This window comes from Streptomyces sp. NPDC001700 (assembly GCF_053596435.1).
On the sequence record NZ_JBSFGE010000008.1, the window covers coordinates 78,146 to 96,341 of the forward strand.

Annotated in this window: 13 protein-coding genes; 6 read left to right on the forward strand and 7 right to left on the reverse strand. The window is 72.8% G+C overall.

Going from position 1 to position 18,196, the window contains the following annotated elements; translation table 11 throughout:
- Nucleotides 1-66: 66 nt before the first annotated feature.
- The 6 genes from ACWC5C_RS17250 to ACWC5C_RS17275 all read right to left on the reverse strand — a co-directional run bounded on the left by ACWC5C_RS17250 (nucleotide 67) and on the right by ACWC5C_RS17275 (nucleotide 7,962).
- Nucleotides 67-2,289 carry a family 43 glycosylhydrolase gene (locus ACWC5C_RS17250; RefSeq protein ID WP_450876195.1) on the reverse strand — a complete coding sequence of 741 codons (2,223 nt, stop codon included), beginning with the start codon at nucleotides 2,287-2,289 and terminating at the stop codon, nucleotides 67-69.
- Between the two features lie 120 nt (nucleotides 2,290-2,409).
- The gene (locus ACWC5C_RS17255) at nucleotides 2,410-3,132 is read right to left on the reverse strand and encodes an HAD family hydrolase (protein ID WP_450876196.1); all 723 of its coding nucleotides are present in this window, start codon (nucleotides 3,130-3,132) and stop codon (nucleotides 2,410-2,412) included.
- Between the two features lie 82 nt (nucleotides 3,133-3,214).
- The gene (locus tag ACWC5C_RS17260; RefSeq protein WP_450876197.1) at nucleotides 3,215-4,210 is read right to left on the reverse strand and encodes an aldo/keto reductase; all 996 of its coding nucleotides are present in this window, start codon (nucleotides 4,208-4,210) and stop codon (nucleotides 3,215-3,217) included.
- Nucleotides 4,211-4,241: 31 nt separating this feature from the next.
- Nucleotides 4,242-5,834 carry an FAD-dependent monooxygenase gene (locus ACWC5C_RS17265; RefSeq protein ID WP_450876198.1) on the reverse strand — a complete coding sequence of 531 codons (1,593 nt, stop codon included), beginning with the start codon at nucleotides 5,832-5,834 and terminating at the stop codon, nucleotides 4,242-4,244.
- Nucleotides 5,831-6,940, reverse strand: coding sequence for a 3-oxoacyl-ACP synthase (locus ACWC5C_RS17270; RefSeq protein ID WP_450876199.1), 1,110 nt, complete (start codon nucleotides 6,938-6,940; stop codon nucleotides 5,831-5,833). The genes ACWC5C_RS17265 and ACWC5C_RS17270 overlap by 4 nt, the downstream gene beginning before the upstream one ends.
- Complete coding sequence (locus tag ACWC5C_RS17275) at nucleotides 6,937-7,962, reverse strand: ScbA/BarX family gamma-butyrolactone biosynthesis protein (RefSeq protein WP_450876200.1); 1,026 nt, start codon at nucleotides 7,960-7,962, stop codon at nucleotides 6,937-6,939. Before ACWC5C_RS17275 ends, ACWC5C_RS17270 begins: the two co-directional genes overlap by 4 nt.
- Before the next feature lie 286 nt (nucleotides 7,963-8,248).
- Here ACWC5C_RS17275 and ACWC5C_RS17280 point away from each other — a divergent pair, with 286 nt between their 5' ends.
- From ACWC5C_RS17280 to ACWC5C_RS17300, 5 genes are all read left to right on the forward strand, one after another.
- Nucleotides 8,249-9,250 carry a beta-ketoacyl-ACP synthase III gene (locus ACWC5C_RS17280; protein WP_450876201.1) on the forward strand — a complete coding sequence of 334 codons (1,002 nt, stop codon included), beginning with the start codon at nucleotides 8,249-8,251 and terminating at the stop codon, nucleotides 9,248-9,250.
- A gap of 53 nt (nucleotides 9,251-9,303) precedes the next feature.
- Nucleotides 9,304-9,543, forward strand: a complete 240-nt coding sequence (locus ACWC5C_RS17285) for an acyl carrier protein (protein WP_385446670.1) — start codon at nucleotides 9,304-9,306, stop codon at nucleotides 9,541-9,543.
- Complete coding sequence (locus ACWC5C_RS17290) at nucleotides 9,543-10,763, forward strand: beta-ketoacyl-[acyl-carrier-protein] synthase family protein (protein WP_450876202.1); 1,221 nt, start codon at nucleotides 9,543-9,545, stop codon at nucleotides 10,761-10,763. Before ACWC5C_RS17285 ends, ACWC5C_RS17290 begins: the two co-directional genes overlap by 1 nt.
- A gap of 28 nt (nucleotides 10,764-10,791) precedes the next feature.
- Nucleotides 10,792-11,496 carry a 3-oxoacyl-ACP reductase FabG gene (fabG, locus tag ACWC5C_RS17295; RefSeq protein WP_450876203.1) on the forward strand — a complete coding sequence of 235 codons (705 nt, stop codon included), beginning with the start codon at nucleotides 10,792-10,794 and terminating at the stop codon, nucleotides 11,494-11,496.
- A gap of 80 nt (nucleotides 11,497-11,576) precedes the next feature.
- A complete protein-coding gene (locus tag ACWC5C_RS17300) occupies nucleotides 11,577-12,365 on the forward strand; it encodes a thioesterase II family protein (RefSeq protein WP_450876204.1) in 789 nt (262 codons plus the stop codon).
- Here ACWC5C_RS17300 and ACWC5C_RS17305 read toward each other — a convergent pair.
- The gene (locus ACWC5C_RS17305; protein WP_385446666.1) at nucleotides 12,334-13,131 is read right to left on the reverse strand and encodes an AfsR/SARP family transcriptional regulator; all 798 of its coding nucleotides are present in this window, start codon (nucleotides 13,129-13,131) and stop codon (nucleotides 12,334-12,336) included. The two genes, ACWC5C_RS17300 and ACWC5C_RS17305, sit on opposite strands and share 32 nt — an antisense overlap.
- Before the next feature lie 261 nt (nucleotides 13,132-13,392).
- Between ACWC5C_RS17305 and ACWC5C_RS17310 the strand changes: the two genes are divergently transcribed.
- Nucleotides 13,393-18,147, forward strand: coding sequence for a beta-ketoacyl synthase N-terminal-like domain-containing protein (locus ACWC5C_RS17310; protein WP_450876205.1), 4,755 nt, complete (start codon nucleotides 13,393-13,395; stop codon nucleotides 18,145-18,147).
- Nucleotides 18,148-18,196: the final 49 nt, after the last annotated feature.

Consider the following 18,196-nt stretch of genomic DNA (forward strand, 5'->3'; position numbering starts at 1 on the left):
CTCCTCCTGGTGAAACGGGCGCAACGTGACCTACGCACCGTACCCGGCGGAGTGGGGGAATCGGCGTCAGCGGCGGCGCAGCGGGTCGATCGACTCCAGCGTCGGCACCACCGGCTTGATGGTCCCGTCGGCCGCGAACTCCATGCGGTCGAGGGTGGTTTCCCGGTGCGTACCGTCGCCGCCCGCCGTGCCGGGGCCGCCCACGGCGAACCGGTGGTAGGCCATGTACCACTGGTCCGTGCCGGGGACGTTGACCACCGAGTGGTGGCCCGGGCCCTTGATCCCGTAGTCGAGGCGCTTGGAGAGGATCGTGCCCCGCTTGGTCCACGGCCCCATCGGCGACGAGCCGGTGGCGTACGCGACGTGGTAGTTCTCGCTGCCGGTGTCGTCCTCGGACCACGTCAGGTAGTAGGTGCCCTTGCGCTTGACCACGAAGGAGCCCTCCCGGAAGTTGTCCGGGGTGAACTTCCGCATCTTCGCGGGGTCGTACGACGTCATGTCGTCGTTCAGCGGCACCCCGTACGCCTGGCCGTTGCCCCAGTACAGATAGGCCTGGCCGTCATCGTCGGTGAACACCGACGGGTCGATCATCTGGCCTTCCAGCTGGCCCTTGGGCACCAGCGGCTTGCCCAGGGCGTCCGTGAAGGGCCCGGCGGGGGAGTCGGCCACCGCGACGCCGACCTGCTGTTCGGCGCAGAAGTAGAAGTAGTACTTGCCGTCGCGCTCGGCCATCGCGGGCGCCCACGCGTACTTGTCCGCCCAGCTCACATCGGGGCCGAGGTCCAGGATCACCCCGTGGTCCTTCCAGTGGACCAGGTCCTTCGAGGAGTACGCCTTGAACTTGGTGCCGCCCCAGCCACGGAAGCCATCCGTCGTGGGGTAGATCCAGTAGCGGCCGTCGGCGTACTGGATGTCCGGATCGGCGTTCAATCCGGGCAGGATGGGGCTGCGCATCGGCACGGCCTCGACGGTCCAGTCGTGGGTCGTGCCGTCGGCGGACGTCAGCGTGTACGTCCGGGGCTTGCGGAAGTCCCGCCGGGTGCCCGAGGGCGGGCTGAGGGTGGCACCGGCCGGGAGCGCGAAGCGGGGCGCCAGCCGCCGCAGATCGGCCTTCGGGTCCATCGGCAGCACGGCCTTGCGGCTCGCCTCGGTGACGATCGCGTACCCCTTCTGGCCCTTCGCCGTGACATCGGCGGGCGCGGCCTCGGACGCCGGGTACGTGCGCAGCAGCCGGTCGTACTCGGCCTGGGTCACGGGCAGCACCGTGCCGTGCCGGGGGCTGGCGGGCAGCTGGTAGTTCGTGGACGGGGTCCACTTGCCCGAGCTGAGGTCGGTGGTCTCGAAGGGGATGTAGCCACGGCCGCCGAACTCGTCGATGAACAGATACCACTTGTTCTCGGTGTTCGACTTGAAGATGGTCGGGCCCTCGCCGCGGTCGATCGCCTCCTTGCCGATGCAGTCGGAGACGAAGTCGTACGAGGTGTCCGTCAGCGAGGTGGACTTCTCCGCCGTGATGAACTTCGAGCAGGGCGTGCCGGAGGACGGGTCGCGCTCGTCCTTGGTGAAGCGGTAGTAGGCGCCCTTGTCCTTGATGACGGTGGAGTCGATGACCGAGTAGCCGGGGTCGTTCCACACCTTGGGCTCGCTGAAGGTGCGGAAGTCCTTCGTGGTCGCGTACAGCATCTTGTTGTACGTCGAGCCCGTGTGGTTCGGGTCGTCCTCGGCGTAGAGCTTCGACGCCCAGAAGACGACGTACTCACCGAGCTTCTCGTCGTAGTACGCCTCGGGCGCCCAGGTGTTGCCCGCGGTGTCCGGGGACACCTTGACGAGGCGCTGGTCGGTCCAGTTGACGAGGTCCTTCGACTCCCACACCATGATCGACTTGCTGCCGGTGCGCTGCACCTGGTCCCAGCTGCCGCTGCTGTTCTTGTACATCCGCAGATCGGTGGCGATCAGAAAGAACTTGTCGCCCTTGGGGGAGCGGATGACGAACGGGTCGCGCAGGCCCTTCTCGCCGAGGCTGGAGGTGAGGACGGGCTTCCCGGCGTTCAACTCCCGCCAGTGCAGCGGGTCGTTGCCACGGCTGAGCGCCATCCGTATCTGTTCGCCGTCGGCGGTGCCCTCACCGGTGAAGTAGGTAAAGACATACCCGGCGTACTTGGGCTTTGCCTGCGCTTCGGACTCCGCTCCGCTCAGCGCGGGGCTGGGCGGAGCGGTGAAGATGCTCGTCACCAGCGTGAGCAGGGCGAGCAGTGGCACAAGGAGCATGCGGGTTGAGCGGGGACCCATGACACATCCTGTGGGAGTCTGGTGCATTCTGTTGTGGTTGCACCGGAGTGTGTCCAGTGGGGACCCGGTGCGTCAACGGTGTGTGGCCCCCTCGGCCCGAGCGAAAGTTTCGACGCCCCCTCAGCCCGCCGACGCGCCGCCAAGGCCCACCGGGGCAGCGTCGACGGCCGGGGGCAGCCGCCGCCACCTGCCCCGGTGGGCGTGCTCCAGCAGGACCGGATCGTCCCCCACCACGACGGGATGCCCCACCTGGCGCAGCAGGTCCAGGTCGGAGGCGTGGTCCCCGTACGCGTAGCAGTCCTCGGCCCGCAGCTCCCGCTCCCGCAGCACCCCGGCCACCGCCTCGGCCTTCCCCGCCCCGATCCGTACGTCGTGGACCTCGCCGGTGTAGCTGCCGCCGGAGACCTCCGGCACCGTGCCGAGCGCGATGTGCGCGCCCGTGTACCGGGCGATCGGGTCCAGTACGGCCGAGAAGGAGCCGGAGACCAGGACCACCAGATCGCCCCGCTCCTTGTGCACCCGCAGGGCCAGCAGCGCCGGGGGATGGAACAGCCCCCCGGCTGTCATCCCGTTGTCGAACCACTGCTGCCCGGCGGCGGCCACCTCGGCCACCCGGTGGCCCGCGAACAGCCCGTAGTAGGCGCGGTTGGACGCCGCCCGGCCACCGGGGCCCGCCGCGATGTCCCGCAGGGACGACACCGCGTCGTCGGCCGCCGAGTCGGGGCGGCCGAGCCACCGGTAGTAGTCGTGGAGGAACGAGAGCATGCTCTTGCGCGTGATCAGCGTCTCGTCGACGTCGAAGAACGCGGCGCCGCGCGCTGTGGTCGCCTGGGCCGGTGTCATCGCGAGGTTCCTTTTCTGCGGTTTCTGCGGGAGCGTTTCCCGGTCGCGGGGGCCGCCGCCCCCGCGACCGGGATGTGGCGGATCAGTAGCGGGACCCCACCGGGTCCGGTACGGCGTCCAGCTCGGCCAGGTCCGCGTCGCTCAGGCGGATCGCGGCGGCGCCGGTGTTCTCCTTCAGGTAGCGGGAGTTCTTGGTGCCGGGGATCGGCACCACGTGTTCCCCCTGGGCGAGCGTCCAGGCGATGGCGACCTGGGCGGGCGTGGCGCCGTGCCGGGCGGCGACCGTACGGACCACCTCGACAATGCGGGCGTTGGCCGCCAGCGCGTCGTCCTGGAAACGGGCGTTGGTCTTGCGGAAGTCGCTGTCCTCGAACTGCTCGGGGCTGACGTACGCGCCGCTGAGGAAGCCCCGGCCGAGCGGGGAGAACGGGACGAAGGTGACGTCGTTCTCGGCGCACCAGCCGACCAGGTTCTCCGCACTGGGCAGCCCCTCCAGCTCGTCACCGGGGCGGCCGAGCGGGCCACGGGTCCACAGCGACAGCTCCGACTGGATGGCGGCGACCGGGTGCTGCCGGTGGGCCTCGGCGGCCTGCGCGATGCTCACCTCCGACAGCCCGAGCCGCCGCACCGTGCCCGCGGCGACGAGTTCGGCCATGGCGCCCCACGTGTCGGCGAGCGGCACCTCGGGGTCGACCCGGTGCAGATAGAGCAGGTCGATCACATCGGTGTCCAGGCGGGTGAGGCTCGCCTCGACCGCCGCCCGCACCTGCGCGGGGCTGCCGTCGCGGTGCATGGCGCGGGTGGCCAGATCGTCCACCACCAGCCCGCACTTGGTGGCCAGCACCACGTCGTCGCGGCGCCCGGCGAGGGCCCGGCCGAGCAGCCGCTCGTTGTGCCCGTCCCCGTACACGTCCGAGGTGTCGAGGAACGTCACGCCGAGGTCGAGGGCCTCCGCGATGACCCCGACCGAGGTGTCGTCGTTCCGCTGCCCCTCGGCGTACCCCCAGCTCATGCCCATGCAGCCGAGGCCGATGGCGCCGATGGAGGGCCCGCTGGCGCCGAGCTTGCGCTGTTCCATGTGTGTCCTTGTCTCCTTCGATCTGTGGTGCTCAGGCCGCTTCTTCGGGCCGGGTCGCGCCGACGCGGGCGAGGACCGCGCGCAGGCGCGCCGCGTCCACGTGCGGCTCGATGGCGGCGATGTGGCCGTCGGGGCGTACCACGACGGTGCGCGGCCTGGTGCCGAGGAATTCCTTCAGCGCCGACCAGGCCGACACGTCCCGCACCGGGTGGTGCGGGGCGAGTGCCGTGCGCAGGGACTCGACCCGCTCCTGCCACCGCACGCCACGGACACCGCCCGACCAGGTCAGTACGGTGAAACGGTCGTCGGCGATGGCGGGCCACGGCCCCTGCTCGCCGTCCTCGTACCCCTCGGACACGAAGACGGGAAGGCGCTCCCCGACGCCCAGCGGCTTGCGCCGCCAGCGGATGTCGGCCTTCACATCCTCCCGGTCGGAAGCGTAGTTGACACTGGTCTGGCTCATCAGCGGTGTCACCAGCCGCTGGAACGCGCCGGTCACCTTCGCCCCGCGCACCAGGGCGTCGCGCAGGGCCACCTTCGCGGGCTGCTGCACCAGGCCCCACGAGGTCTGCTTGGCGGTCACCAGGGACACCCGCTCGGCGGAGTGGCGGCGCTCGCGGTCGTACGTGTCCAGGACGCGGGCGTCGACGGTGCCCCGCAGCACGCCGCCCAGCTTCCAGGCGAGGTTGACCGCGTCCTGGATACCGGTGTTCATGCCCTGCGAGCCCGCCGCGCTGAAGATGTGCGCCGCGTCGCCCACGAGGAAGCAGCGGCCCGCGCGGAACGCGGCGGCGGTCCTGCGGCGCGCCCGGAAAACGGTCGTCCACTTCAACTCGCCGAGCTTGGCGGGGAAGGGCACGACCCGGTCCAGGTTCTCCTGGAACAGCTCGCGCGGCGGCTCGTCCTCGTCGTTCCACACCGGGACGCTGCACGCCACGCGGAACGTGCCGTCGCCGAACGGCGCGAGGCCCATGGCGCCGCCCGCGTTGTAGCAGTACACCATCTCGTCCGGCGGCAGCGGGCCGTCGAGCGGACCGTCCCCGATGGCGAACAGCACATCGGCGCCCTGCCCCTGGAACTCGATGCCCAGCTCCTTGCGCACGGTGCTGTGCGAGCCGTCGGCGCCGATGAGCCAGTCGGCGCGTACCCGCTCCTCCGCGCCGTCCGGGTGGCGGAGCGTCGCCACCGGCCGGTCGCTGGAGTTGTCCAAGCCCACCAGGGCGGTTTCCGACTCGACCCGGCCGCCCAGCTCCACCAGCCGCTTGCGGATGACGTCCTCGGTCTTCCACTGCGGGGTGCACAGCCCGAACGGGTACGGGGTGTCGTGCAGGCGGCTCATCTCGATGGCGCCCAGGCGGCTGCTGCCGGAGTAGTACGACACCGCGTCGATGTGCTTGCCGGTCTGGGACAGTTCCTCGGCGACCCCGATGCGGCGCAGCAGCTCCAGGCTGCGCGGCCACATGATGACGGCCCGGGAGTGAATGGTGGTGCTGGGCGCCGCGTCGACGATCCGTACCGGGATGTCCTGGCGCAGCAGATCGCAGGCGATCACCATGCCGACCGGTCCCGCGCCCACCACCAGGACCGGGTCGGGGCCGTTCGTGCTGTGCTGTGCGGGGGTCATGCCCCCTCCTTCCTGTCTCTGCTGTCGCTGTTCTGAGCGTCGTCGTCCGCCGGACCGTCTGCCGGTCGCCTGACGACCGCGCACGACCAGGTGAATCCGCCCCCGGCGCTGAGCACCACGGCCACCTCGCCGGGGGAGAGCCGCCACCGGCCGGGCCCGGCCAGCAGCGCGAGGTTGGCGAGGATGTCCCCCGCGCCCAGATGGCCGGTGTCGTGCCCCACGTCCCAGGCGGGCGCCGAGGTGACCAGCGCGACGGCCGGGGTGTACGCGGCGCTCAGCGCCGTATGGCCCAGGCGCGGCAGGAGCACACCGCGCAGGGCCGGGTCGTCCGGGGACACGCCCGCGTCGTACAGGGCCGCCCGGATCACCGAAGGCACCCGCTGCTGCACGACCTTGGCGAAGTGCTCCTTGCCGTTGTCCTCCAGGAACGCCTTCTTGGTGCGGCGGATGTCCACCACCGGACTGTGCTCGCGCGGCGCCGGGCTGAAGGCGTCACGGCCGCGGTGCATCGTCTCCATGGCGGGAGCCGCGGCGGTGACCAGGGACAGCAGCTCAAGCCCCGGCCCGCCGCCCTGCTCCGGCGCGGTGGCGCGCAGCACGGCGGCCGTGGCGCCGTCGCCGTACCAGAGGCCGTAGTCGCCGCGCCAGCGGTCGAACCCGGGCGCGCAGAAGCGGTCGGCCGTGGTGACCACGGCGGCGCCCGTCGCCGGGTCGGCCCGGAGCCGTGCGGCGGCGAGTTCGAGCGCGGCGGCACCGCCGTTGCACATCTGCTGCACTCCGACCGGCACCGCGTCGAGGGCGCCCGCGCCGTGCGCGATGTAGTGGGCGGGCGACCAGAAGTCATGGCCCTGGTGGTACGTCCAGGCGTGGGCCAGCAGGCCCACGTCCCGAGGGTCGTCGCCCGCCAGCTCCAGCGCACGCCGCGCGGCCCGGACGGCCATTTCCGGCGGCGCCTCGGTACGGGACACCGGCAGCCGCCGGTAGCCGGTCGCCGCCACGTCCTCCGGCTTCAGCCGCCCGGCGCGCACGGCGTCGTCCGGGGTCTCGACGGTGGCCGGGAGCCACGTCGTCGCGGCGCTCAGATACAGCGGTCCGTCGAGCTTCACGACGCGTCCTCGGTCGTCGTCCGCTGGTCGCGGGCGAGCGTGATGTCCGCCTCGGCGACGAGCTGTTCGTCCTGCTCGAAGGCGATGTTCAGACTCAGCTCCGCGCCCGTGTCCGGCTCGTGGCCGGACGACGGGCGGGCGGTCAGCAGCAGCGGGCTGTCCAGCTCCGCGTACGTCTGGAAGGACGAGGCCAGCTCGGTCAGCGCCCACGCCCCCGCCGGATCACCGGCGCGTTCGGCGGCGTACAGGACGCCGAGCTGACGGGCCGCCTCCATCAGGACCATGCCGGGGAAGTGGTCCAGCGGATGGTCGAAGAGGCTGGGGTGCTCACCCGCCGGGCGCAGCCGGGCGGTAACGCTGTCGGCCCCGGTCACGGCGTCGAGCAGCACCACGTTCTCCGCCCGGGCGCGCCCGACCCGCCCCGGCGCCACCGGCGTGCCGTCCCGCAGCTGGCGGAACGCGTCCGAGGTGGGCGGTGTGCTGCCACGCCGCCGGGTGCGCATAGCCGCGTACGTACCGCCGGGCATATAGGCCGCGCGCAGCGACACATCGCCGAGGTACCGCCCGGCCACGGACAGCCGCATCACGTACGTCGTCGCGAGGAGCGTGCCGTCCCGCCACCGGCTGTCGCGCGTGGTCACGTCCATGATGAGTTCCGCGGGCCCGGGGCCGATGCGGGCGGTGGCAGCGCCGGGCAGCCGCATCGACCACGACCGCAGAATGAAAACGGTGTCGCGCGGCGCTCCGAAATGCGCGTGCACCGCATGGGTTTCCGCCTGTCGGCAGCATTCCAGCAGCAGCAGCGGATCAATCGGAGACGGGCTCGTGTGATCGGTGTAATAGGCGTGCGACGGGGGTATTTGGGCGGCAGCCACGAAATGCCCGTCCGTCACTTTCCTGCTGTCGGTGAGAAACAGCTCGGACAACGCCTCCCGGTGCACCAGGTCCTTGGGGACGGTGCGGGAGAAGTCGAGGTCCGGCACGATGGCTCGTGCGTCGGCCGCTTCGGTGGCCACTGTCACGCCTGTCCCCTTTCCCTCGAGGTCGTGGGGTGTTTCGGCACGGCAACCATGCTGGCTGGGCCCGCTACCGGCCCGCTCACGTCCCTCTCACGCCGCGAATGAGCCGACCGTGAGTGCCTTCTGTGCCGTACGTGAGAACGCCTCAAGCGGCGGCCTGCAGCATGAATTCCCGGAAACGCCGCACGAGTCGGCGAGGCGGGCCAGAAGGGAAAGCATCGATGGACTTTTTCCTTGTTGACGGCGCATTCACGCAGGTGTTTCGCGCCATAGCTACGGGGAGCGCCGGGTGAACCGCGCGGCGGTTCTCGCGGGGCTCGGGACCTGGCTGCCGGAGAACGTCGTCACCAATGACGAACTGGCCCGTCGGCTCGACACCTCCGACGAGTGGATCCGCACCCGCACCGGAATCCGGCAGCGCCATGTCATCGGCCCCGGACAGTCCACCGGAGACCTCGCCGTGGAGGCCGGGCGGCGCGCGCTGAAGTCGGCGGGCACCGAACAGGCCGACATGGTCATGGTGGCCACCAGCACCCCGGACCGGCCGTGCCCGGCCACCGCGCCGGACGTGGCGAGCAGGCTCGGGCTCACCGGTGTCCCCGCCTTCGACATCGCGGCCGTGTGCACCGGCTTCGTCTACGCCCTGGGCATGGCCGCCTCCGTCATCGCCTCCGGTGCGGCGGGCAGCGTGCTGGTCATCGGCGCGGACACCTTCTCCACCATCCTCGACCCCGAGGACCGCACCACCCGCGCGGTGTTCGGCGACGGCGCGGGCGCCGTCCTGCTGCGCCCCGGCGACCCCGGGGAGCCGGGTGCCCTCGGCGGACTCGACCTCGGCAGCGACGGAAGCCGCAGCGAACTCATCGAGGTCCCGGCGGGCGGTTCGCGGCAGAAGGCGTCGGGCCTGTCCGCACAGGAGGTCGGGGCCTACTTCACCATGCGGGGCCGGGCCGTGTTCTCCGAGGCGGTCCGCAGGATGACCACCTCGGTCGAAACCGCCGCGCAGCGCCTCGGCTGGGCCCCCGGCGATGTCGACCGCGTCGTCCTGCACCAGGCCAACGCCCGCATCCTGGCGGCCATCGCGGACCGCATGGGACTGCCCGCGCAGCGGTTCGTCTCCAACATCGGGCGGGTCGGCAACACCGTCGCCGCCTCCATTCCGCTCGCCCTCGCGGACGGCGTCATCGAGGGCGCGCTGCGCCCCGGGCAGCGCGTCGTCCTCGGCGGCTTCGGCGGCGGCCTCACCTGGGGCGCGCTGGGGCTGCGCTGGCCCGACGTCACCCCTGTCTGAACCCCTGGCTGATCTCACATCGGCAACTCACCACTGACAGAAGGAGTTTCACCATGCATGCGATCGAAGAGCGCGTCACCGGCATCCTCTCCGGACAGTTCAAGCTCAAGAAGGAGATCATCACCCCCGAGGTGACCTTCCAGAACCTGTCGTTCGACTCCCTGGTGCTCATCGAGCTGAGCCTCGTCCTGGAGAAGGAGTTCCAGGTGGTGATCGACGAGGGCGACCTCACCGATCAGCACACCGTGCGCCAGCTGGCCGAACTCCTCACCGACAAGGGCGCGGTGGCCTGATGGCCGACGGCATAGCGGTCACCGGACTCGGGCTGGTGACACCGGCCGGAACCGGTGTCGCGGAGAACTGGGACGCGCTGCTCACCGGCCGCTCCCGCGCCACCAGGGACCCGTCCCTGGACGGCATGCCCGTCGATTTCACCGCCCGCGTCCCCGGCTTCGACGCCGGTGAACTGCTGGGCGGCTTCGCCTCCTGGCAGCTGAGCCGCTTCGTCCAGCTGGCCATCGTCGCCTCCCGCAGGGCGATCGAGGACGCCGGATGGAACCGGGACAGCTGGGACGGCACCCGGGTGGGCGTGGTCCTCGGCAACTCCCTCGGCGGCGCGGCCACCTTCGAGGAGCAGTACCAGGAGCTGCGCGACGGGGGCCCCGGCCGGGTCTCCCCGCTGATGATCACCAAGTACATGCCGAACATGCTCGCCGGCTACGTGGCGATCGACTGCGGCGCCACCGGCCCCGGCCTGGTGACGGCCACCGCCTGCGCCTCCGGCGCCACCGCCGTCGGTACCGCCCGCGACCTGCTGCGATCGGGGGTGTGCGACATCGTGCTGGCCGGGGCCAGCGAGTCCGCGCTGACCCCGACCGTGCTGGCGGGGCTGACCAAGATGGGCGCGCTGTCCAAGAGCCGGGACGCCCCCGAACACGCCGCCCGCCCCTTCGACGCGGAACGGGACGGCTTCGTGGCGGCCGAGGCCGCCGGGATCCTCGTCCTCGAACGCGCCGAGGACGCCCGCGCGCGCGGCGCCACGGTGCGAGCGGTCGTACGGGGCTACGGCGCCACCTCGGACGCCCACCACGCCACCGCGCCCGACCCGGAGGGGCGGGGCATCGAACGGGCGCTGCGGGAGGCGCTGGCCGACGCCGACGTGGCGGCGCGCGACATCGGCCATGTCAACGCCCATGGCACGGCCACCGCCATGAACGATGTGATCGAGGGGCGGATGCTGCGCCGGGTCCTCGGCGAGGGGCCCGCCGTGACCTCCACGAAGGGTGTCACCGGCCACGCTCTCGCGGCGGCCGGGGCCATCGAGGCGGCGTACACCGTGCTGGCCGTGCAGCACGGCACCGTACCGCCGACCGCCAACCTCAAGAACCAGGATCCGGAGATCGACCTGGACATCGTCACGGGGGAGCCGCGCCGCACCCGTATCGAGGCGGCCGTCAGCACCTCGCTCGGGTTCGGCGGCCACAACGCCGCGCTCGTCGTCACGCCCGCGTGACGACGAGCGCGGGAAGGGAGGGGAAACGATGAACCGTTCGGTCTTCGTCACCGGCGGCAACCGGGGCATCGGCGCGGCCGTCGCCGCCGCCTTCGCGGCCGATGGCGACAAGGTCGCCGTCAGCCACCGCTCGGGCAGCCCGCCGGACGGGGTGCTCGGTGTCCACGCGGATGTCACGGTGCCCGGGGAGGTCGAGAAGGCGCTGCGCGAGGCGGAGGCGGCGCACGGCCCGGTGGAGGTCGTGGTGGCCAACGCCGGGATCACCCGGGACCGGCCCGCGCTGCGGATGTCGGACGAGCAGTTCGAGGAGGTGCTCTCCACCAACCTCACGGGCGCGTTCGCCACCGTCCGGGCCGCGCTCACCAGCATGCTCCCGGCCCGGCGCGGCCGGGTGGTGCTCATCTCGTCGGCGCTCGGCTTCCTCGGCTCGCCGGGGCAGACCAACTACGCCTCGGCCAAGGCAGGTCTGGTGGGCATGGCCCGCTCCCTCGCGTGGGAGCTGGGCGACCGTGGCATCACGGTGAACGTGGTGGCGCCCGGCATCATCGAGACCGATATGACGGCGCCGCTGTCCGACCGCCGGATGGCGGATCTGATGCGGATGACGCCGCTGGGCCGCCCTGGGCGGCCCGAGGAGGTCGTGGCCGCCGTCCGCTTCCTGGCGAGCGAGCAGGCGAGTTACATCACCGGAGCGGTCCTGCCGGTCGGCGGAGGGATCGGCATGGGCCTCTGACGATGAACCCCGGGGCCCGGTACGGACACCCGCCCGTACCGGGCCCTTCCCCCTCAACTCGCACCCGGAGGCAGACCATCATGTTCCCGACCACCGGCGGCGGCTGGACGGCCGGTCTGCGTCCCGCGCGCCCCGCCCCGGCCGCCCGGATCGTCGTCTTCCCGCACGCGGGCGGCGACGCGCCGCGCTTTCTGACGCCACTGTCACGGCTGCCCGGCGACGTGGAACTCCTCGGCATCACCCTGCCCGGACACGCCGAGCGGGCCGCCGAGCCCCCGGCCGCGCGCGTGGCGGACGTGGTGCGGGGCGTACGCGGCGCACTGCGCGGGCTGCCGTCCGTACCGACCGTGTTCTACGGGCACAGCCTGGGCGCGCTGCTCGCCGTCGCGGTGGCGGACGTAGTGGAGACGGGCGCCGTGGTGGTGAGTTGCGGGCTGCCGGGGGAGCGGGCGTACCCGCACCCGGAGCGGCTGCACACGGCCGCCGGACTGGATGAGATCTTCGCGCTGCACGGGCTGCCGCCGGGCGCGCTCCACGACACCGCGCTCGACCAGCGCGCGCGGACGCTGGCCCATGACCTGGCCCTCAGCCGCCAGGCGCTGCGCGCCGTACGGAACGTATGCCTCGCGGTGCCGCTCACGGCCCTCGCCGGGACGAACGACCCGCTGGTCCCGGCCGCCACCCTGCCCGGGTGGGCCGCCTTCACCCGGGCCGCCCATCGAGGGCGGCTCGTGGAGGGCGGCCACTTCTTCCCGTTCTCGCCCGCCGGAGCGGACGTGCTGCTGGAGGAACTCACCGCGGCGCTGAGCGCGGTGGGTCATGACGCGGAGGCAGGTGTCACAGCCCCACGGACGGCAGTGCGGGGGTGAGCGAGCCGCCCGCCACGAGGATCGACTTCTGCAGCTCCTGGAGCCGCATCGAGGGCTCAAGACCGATCCCGTCGGCCAGGGCGGAGCGCAGCCCCTGATAGACCGACAGCGCGTCGTTGCGTCTGCCGGACCGGTTCAGGGCGATCATCAGGCACTCGTGCAGCATCTCGTCGTACGGGTGCAGCGCCGTCAACGCGCGCAGCTCGCCGACTACTTCGTACCGCTGGAGCCGCAGGTCGAGCAGGATGCGGCGGCGCAGTACGGACTTGCGGTCCTCCTCCAGCCGCAGCACGTGCGACTGCAGCACGGGCCCGGTCGGCAGATCGGCCAGCGGCTCGTCGCGCCACAGGTCGAGGGCGCATCGCAGGAGCGCCGAGGCCTGGGCCAGCTGGCCCGCCTCCTCCGCCCGGCCCGCCTCGGCCACCCGGTCCTGGTAGCGGCGTACGTCGAACTCGTCGTCGCGGACCGCCAGCCGGTATCCGGTCTGCTCCGTGACCAGGACCTGTTTCGCGAGGGCGCTCCCGGGCCCGCCGGGCAGGACCATCCCCAGGTGCTTGCGGATCTGCATCACGTAGTTCTGCAGGCTGGTGGCCGCGCTCTTGGGCGCCGCGGCGCCCCACACCTCGCGCTCCATCGCGTCGATCTGCACGACCCGCCCCCGGTTGAGCACCAGTAGGGCGAGCACCTTTCTGGCCTTCGGCGCGGCCGGTACGACCGAGCCGCCGTTCAAGGTCACACGCAGCGGCCCGAGTACGTTGGCGATCATCCGTCAGTCCCCCTCCTTGAGGGTAAACATATAGCGCCGTACATCTATGAGCGCAAGTACAAACTCAGCGTGCTCGCGGCGGTGATGGGACGTCAACTACGGGGAAAGTGGGGCAAATCGGCGCGCGTAGTGTCGCTGTCTGCTGAATTCCGGGGACGCATAGTTATCGAGTTGGGTAAACTTTTGCTCTCCGATACAACTTTGAATCACAGTGATTGGCACTATGACGGCGTCATTCTCACGTCATGAAGGGGGAGCGCCGTGGAGCGCAGACGACAGATGGACGACACCGCGATCGCCGTGGTCGGGATGGGGTGCAGGTTCCCGGGGGCGGCCGGTACGGACGCGTTCTGGGACCTGCTCATGGGGGGAGCCGACGCCGTCACCGGAGTCCCGGCCGACCGCTTCGACATCAGCCGCGCCTACGACCCCACGCCCGGCACGCCCGGCAGGACCGTCTCCCGCCACGGCGGCTTCCTGGACGACGCGTTCGGGTTCGACGCGGCGTTCTTCGGTATCGCGCCCGTAGAGGCCGAGAGCATGGATCCGCAGGCGCGCCTGCTGCTGCACGTGGTGTGGGAGGCCCTGGAAGACGCGGGCCTGGTGCCGGAGCGGCTGGCCGGAAGCCGGACCGGCGTCTTCGTCGGCCAGGCCACCGCCGAGTACGCGGAGGCCGAGGACGCCCCCGCCGGGCCGGTGCTGCGGGACGCCGTGGGGGCGCGGATCAGGGCCGTCACCGCGGGGCGCGTCTCCCACGCGCTGGACCTGCGCGGCCCCAGCGTGGTGATCGACACCGCGTGCTCGTCCTCCCTGGTCGCCGTGCACACGGCGCGGCAGACCCTGCTGACCGGCGAGAGCGACCTCGCCATCGCCGCCGGGACCAACATCATCCTGTCGCCGCAGGACGCCGTCGCCTACTCCGAGGGCGGCATGCTCTCGCCCTCGGGGCGCTGCCGGTTCGGCGACGCCACGGCCGACGGCTTCGTACGCAGCGAAGGCGTCGGCACCGTCGTCCTCAAGCGGCTGGACGACGCGGTCCGCGACGGCGATACGGTGTGGGCCGTCCTGTCCGGTTCCGCGGTCACCTGCGACGGCCGGGCCAGCGGGCTGCTGATGCAGCCCTCCGTGGACGGGCAGGCCGCGATGGTGCGCGAGGCCTGCCGGAGCGCCGGAATCCGCCCCGACCAGCTCGACTACGTCGAAGCGCACGGCACCGGCACGCCCGTCGGCGACGGGGTCGAACTCCGCGCCCTGGCCGAGGCCGCGGGCCCCGGGCGCGCCCGGGACCGCCCGCTGCTCACCGGGTCGGTCAAGACCAACATCGGCCACGCCGAGGCGGCCGCGGGCATCGCCGGGCTGATCAAGACGGTGCTGGCGGTCCGGCACGGCGTCATACCGGCCTCCCTCCACCTGGAGCGGCGTAACCCGCTGCTGGACGGCGAGGCGTCCGCCGTCGACATCGTCACGGCGGCCCGCGAGTTGCCGAAGTCGGGCCCGACCGCGCTCGCGGGCGTCAGCTCGTTCGGCCTGTCCGGCACCAACGCCCACGTGGTGGTCAGCGAGTACGTCCCCCCGACGGCCCCGCAGCCCGCGTCCACCCCGGCTACGGGTGTGCCCGCCGCCACTTCGGCCACGGGTGTGCCTGCCGCCCCGGCTGCTGCCGCGCCCGCCGCCACCCCGACTGCAGGTGTGCCCGCCGCAACCCAGGCCGCCGCGCAGCCCGCGTCCACCCCGGCTGCGGACATGCCCGCCGCTACTCCGGCTGGCGCCGCGTCCACCGCAACTTCGGCCACGGGCGCGTCTGCCACGACCCGGGCCGCCCCGCAGTCCGCGTCCACCCCGGCTACGGGTGTGCCCGCCGCCACTTCGGCCACAGCGGCGTCCGCCGCCCCGGCTACGGGTGTCCCCGCGTCCGCTCCGGCCGCTGCCGCGCAGCCCGCGCCCACTCCGGTCACGGGTGCGCCTGCCACGACCCGGGCCGCCGCGCAGTCCGCGTCCACCCCGGCTACAGGTGTGCCTGCCGCCCCGGCTGCCGCGACTTCGGCCACGGGCGTGCCCGCGTCCACCCCGGCCGCGTCCGCCGCCACTCCGGTTGCGGTTGCGCCCACCGCCACTTCGGCCACGGATGCGTCTGCCGCCCAGGCTGCGGCTGTGCCCGCTGCAACTCCGCCCACGGGCGTGCCCGCGTCCGCCCCGGCGACCAGCACGTCCGCCGCCTCGGCCATGGGTGAGCCCGCGTCCCCCTCGGCCACGGGCGCGTGCGCCGCCCCGGCCACGGGCGTGCCCGCGCCCACTCCGGCGCTGGGTGCGTCCGCCACTCCGGCTGCGTCCGCGTCCGCCGCCACCCCCGCCGCGCCCGCGCTACCCTCGCCGCAGCTGCTCGTGCTCAGCGCCCGTTCGGCCGTCGCGTTGCGTCGGATGGCGGGACGGTACGCCGATCACCTCGGGCCCGGCGGGTCCGGGCGTGCCGATTCGCTGGAGGCCATCTGCGCCACCGCCGCCACCCGGCGGGCGGCGCATCCGTATCGGCTGTGGGTGGTTGGCGACTCGCACGATGACCTCGCGGACAAGCTCCGCGCGCTCGCCGAGGGGCGCGCCATTCGCGACGGGGGGATCGGGGAGGCCGGGTTCGGCGAGGCCAGGCGCATCGCGTTCGTCTTCGCCGGGCAGGGCTCGCAGTGGGCCGGGATGGCGCGGGACCTGCTCGCCTCGTCGCCCGCCTTCCGGGCTGAGATGGAGGAGTGCGACCGGGCCATCCGGGACGAACTCGGTTGGTCCGTACTTGAGTTGTTGGGGGATGCGGCGACGCCGTTTCCCACCGGAGTCGCCACCGTCCAGCCCGCCCTGTGGGCCGTGCAGGTGTCGCTGGCCGCCGCGTGGCGGGAGCTGGGGGTGGCGCCGCAGCTGTGCCTCGGCCACAGCATGGGGGAGGCCGCCGCCGCGTATGTGTCCGGCGCGCTGACCCTGCGGGACGCCGCCGCCGTGATCTGCCGCCGCAGCGGTCTGATGGAGCGGGCCGCCGGGCGGGGCGCCATGCTCGCCGCCGAACTCCCGGCGCACCGGGCGCGGGAGATCGTCGCCGCCTACGGCGACCGCGTCTGCGTGGCAGCCGAGAACGCGCCGTCCGCCTCCGTGCTGGCCGGTGACCACCACGCGCTGACCGCCATCGCGGCGGGCCTGGAGGCGCGCGGAGCGCTGAGCCGCATGGTCCGGGTCGACGTGGCCTCGCACTCGCCCGCCATGGACCCGCTCCTCGGTGAACTACGCGAGCGGCTGAAGGACATCACACCGGCGGAAACACAGACCGGCATGCTCTCCACCGTGCACGCCACCCCGGTGCGCGGCCCTGAACTCGACGCCGCCTACTGGGCGGAGAACCTGCGCCGCGTGGTGCGGTTCGCCCCGGCGGTGCGCGAGGCGGCACGCCAGGCCGGGACCGTGTTCGTCGAGGTCGGCCCGCACCCCCTGCTCGTCACGGCGGTTGAGGAAACGCTCACCGACGCGGACCTCGACGGCGCCGCCGTGGGCACGCTGCGCCGGGACTCCGACGGCAGGACCGACATGCTGCGCGCCGCAGGGCAGATCTTCGCCGCAGGTGGCGCCGTGGACCGGACGGCCTGGTACGGCGGGAACCACCGCGCGGTGCCACTGCCCGCCTATCCGTGGGACGCCGTACGGTTCCGCCGCGAGCCACGGCCGCCGGAGACCGGAAACCGTGGAGCGGCGCCGTACGTCAAGCGGCTCGACCCGGCCGCTTGGGCGGCCGACACCTGGGGCGGTGGCATCCGGGTGCGGGGCGTGGCCCCCGTACCACCGGCGGTCTACTGCGCCACGATGCTGGAGGCGGCCCGCGAGGCCGGGTACGACAAAAAACTGACGCTCCGCCAATTGCGTCTTGGCGAAGAGCCCTTGCTCCTGGAGGCCCTCCATGACACCGACCTCCGGGTGGTCCTCACCGGTCCGGGCCCGGACACCGAGGAGGGCCTGCGGGCCGTGGTGGAATTCCGCACCGCCGGGGGGACTGAGTGGCGGAGGGCCGCCGTGGCGCGGCTGGTCGCGGACCGGGAGGAGGGCCCGTACGACGCCTCCTGGGCGCTCGACTCGGTGCTGGGCCGGTGCCGCGACCACCGGTCGGCGGACGAGTTCCGCGAACTCGCCGCCGGGCGCGGGTTCGCCGTCGGGGAGCCCTTCCACGCGGTGGAGCGGCTGTGGCGGGGCGGCGGTGTGGTGGCGGCCCGGATGCGGCAACCGCAGGTGGCGGGACCGGCGGCCTGGGAAGCGGGCCTGCTGCCGCTGCTGGCCGCCGTGCCCCCGGCGGCGCCGGGCGCCGAGGCCCGCCCGTATATCCCGGTGGCCATCGACTCCGTACGGCTGCTGGCTCCGCTCCCGGACGACTTCTGGACGCTGTGCCGGTTCACCCCCGCGCGCGGGGACCGGCCCGCGCGCGCCGATGTGCGGATGGTCGCCCAGGACGGGCGGCTGCTCGCGGAGTTCACCGGGATACGGATGCGCCGCCCGGGGGCCGCGGCCCGGCAGGCGGGCACCGCGCCCGGCGGGCTGGCCCTGCGGGCGGCCCGGCGCGGAGTGGCACGGGCCGTGGCGGAGGCGCGGGCACGGACCGCGCCGCTGGGCTCCCGGCTCTCCCAACTGCTGGTGGCCCGCCCGTCCTCGCACCCCGCGCCCGTCTCCTCCCGCCCCGCGCGATCCCCGAGCCCCGCACTCGACGCGCGCCCCGCACTCGACGCGCGCCCCGTGGCGGCGCCGCGCCTCCCGGACACCCGGCGCGACTCCACCAAGGCGCTGCCCGCCGCGGCCGCCGCCGTCCTGGGGATGTCACTCGGCGACCTCGACCCCCGCAGGCCGCTGCGCGATGTGGGGCTCGACTCGCTGATGGCCGCGCGGCTCGGGCAACAACTGCGCCGCGACCACGGCATCGAGATCACCGCAGGTCGGCTGCTCGGTGCCGAGAGCCTGGAAGCCCTGACCCGCAGCCTGATGGACGGCGCGCCGAGATGACAGAGCTGAACGAGGACCAGAAGTCATTGTTAGACTGTGGTATAAGAAA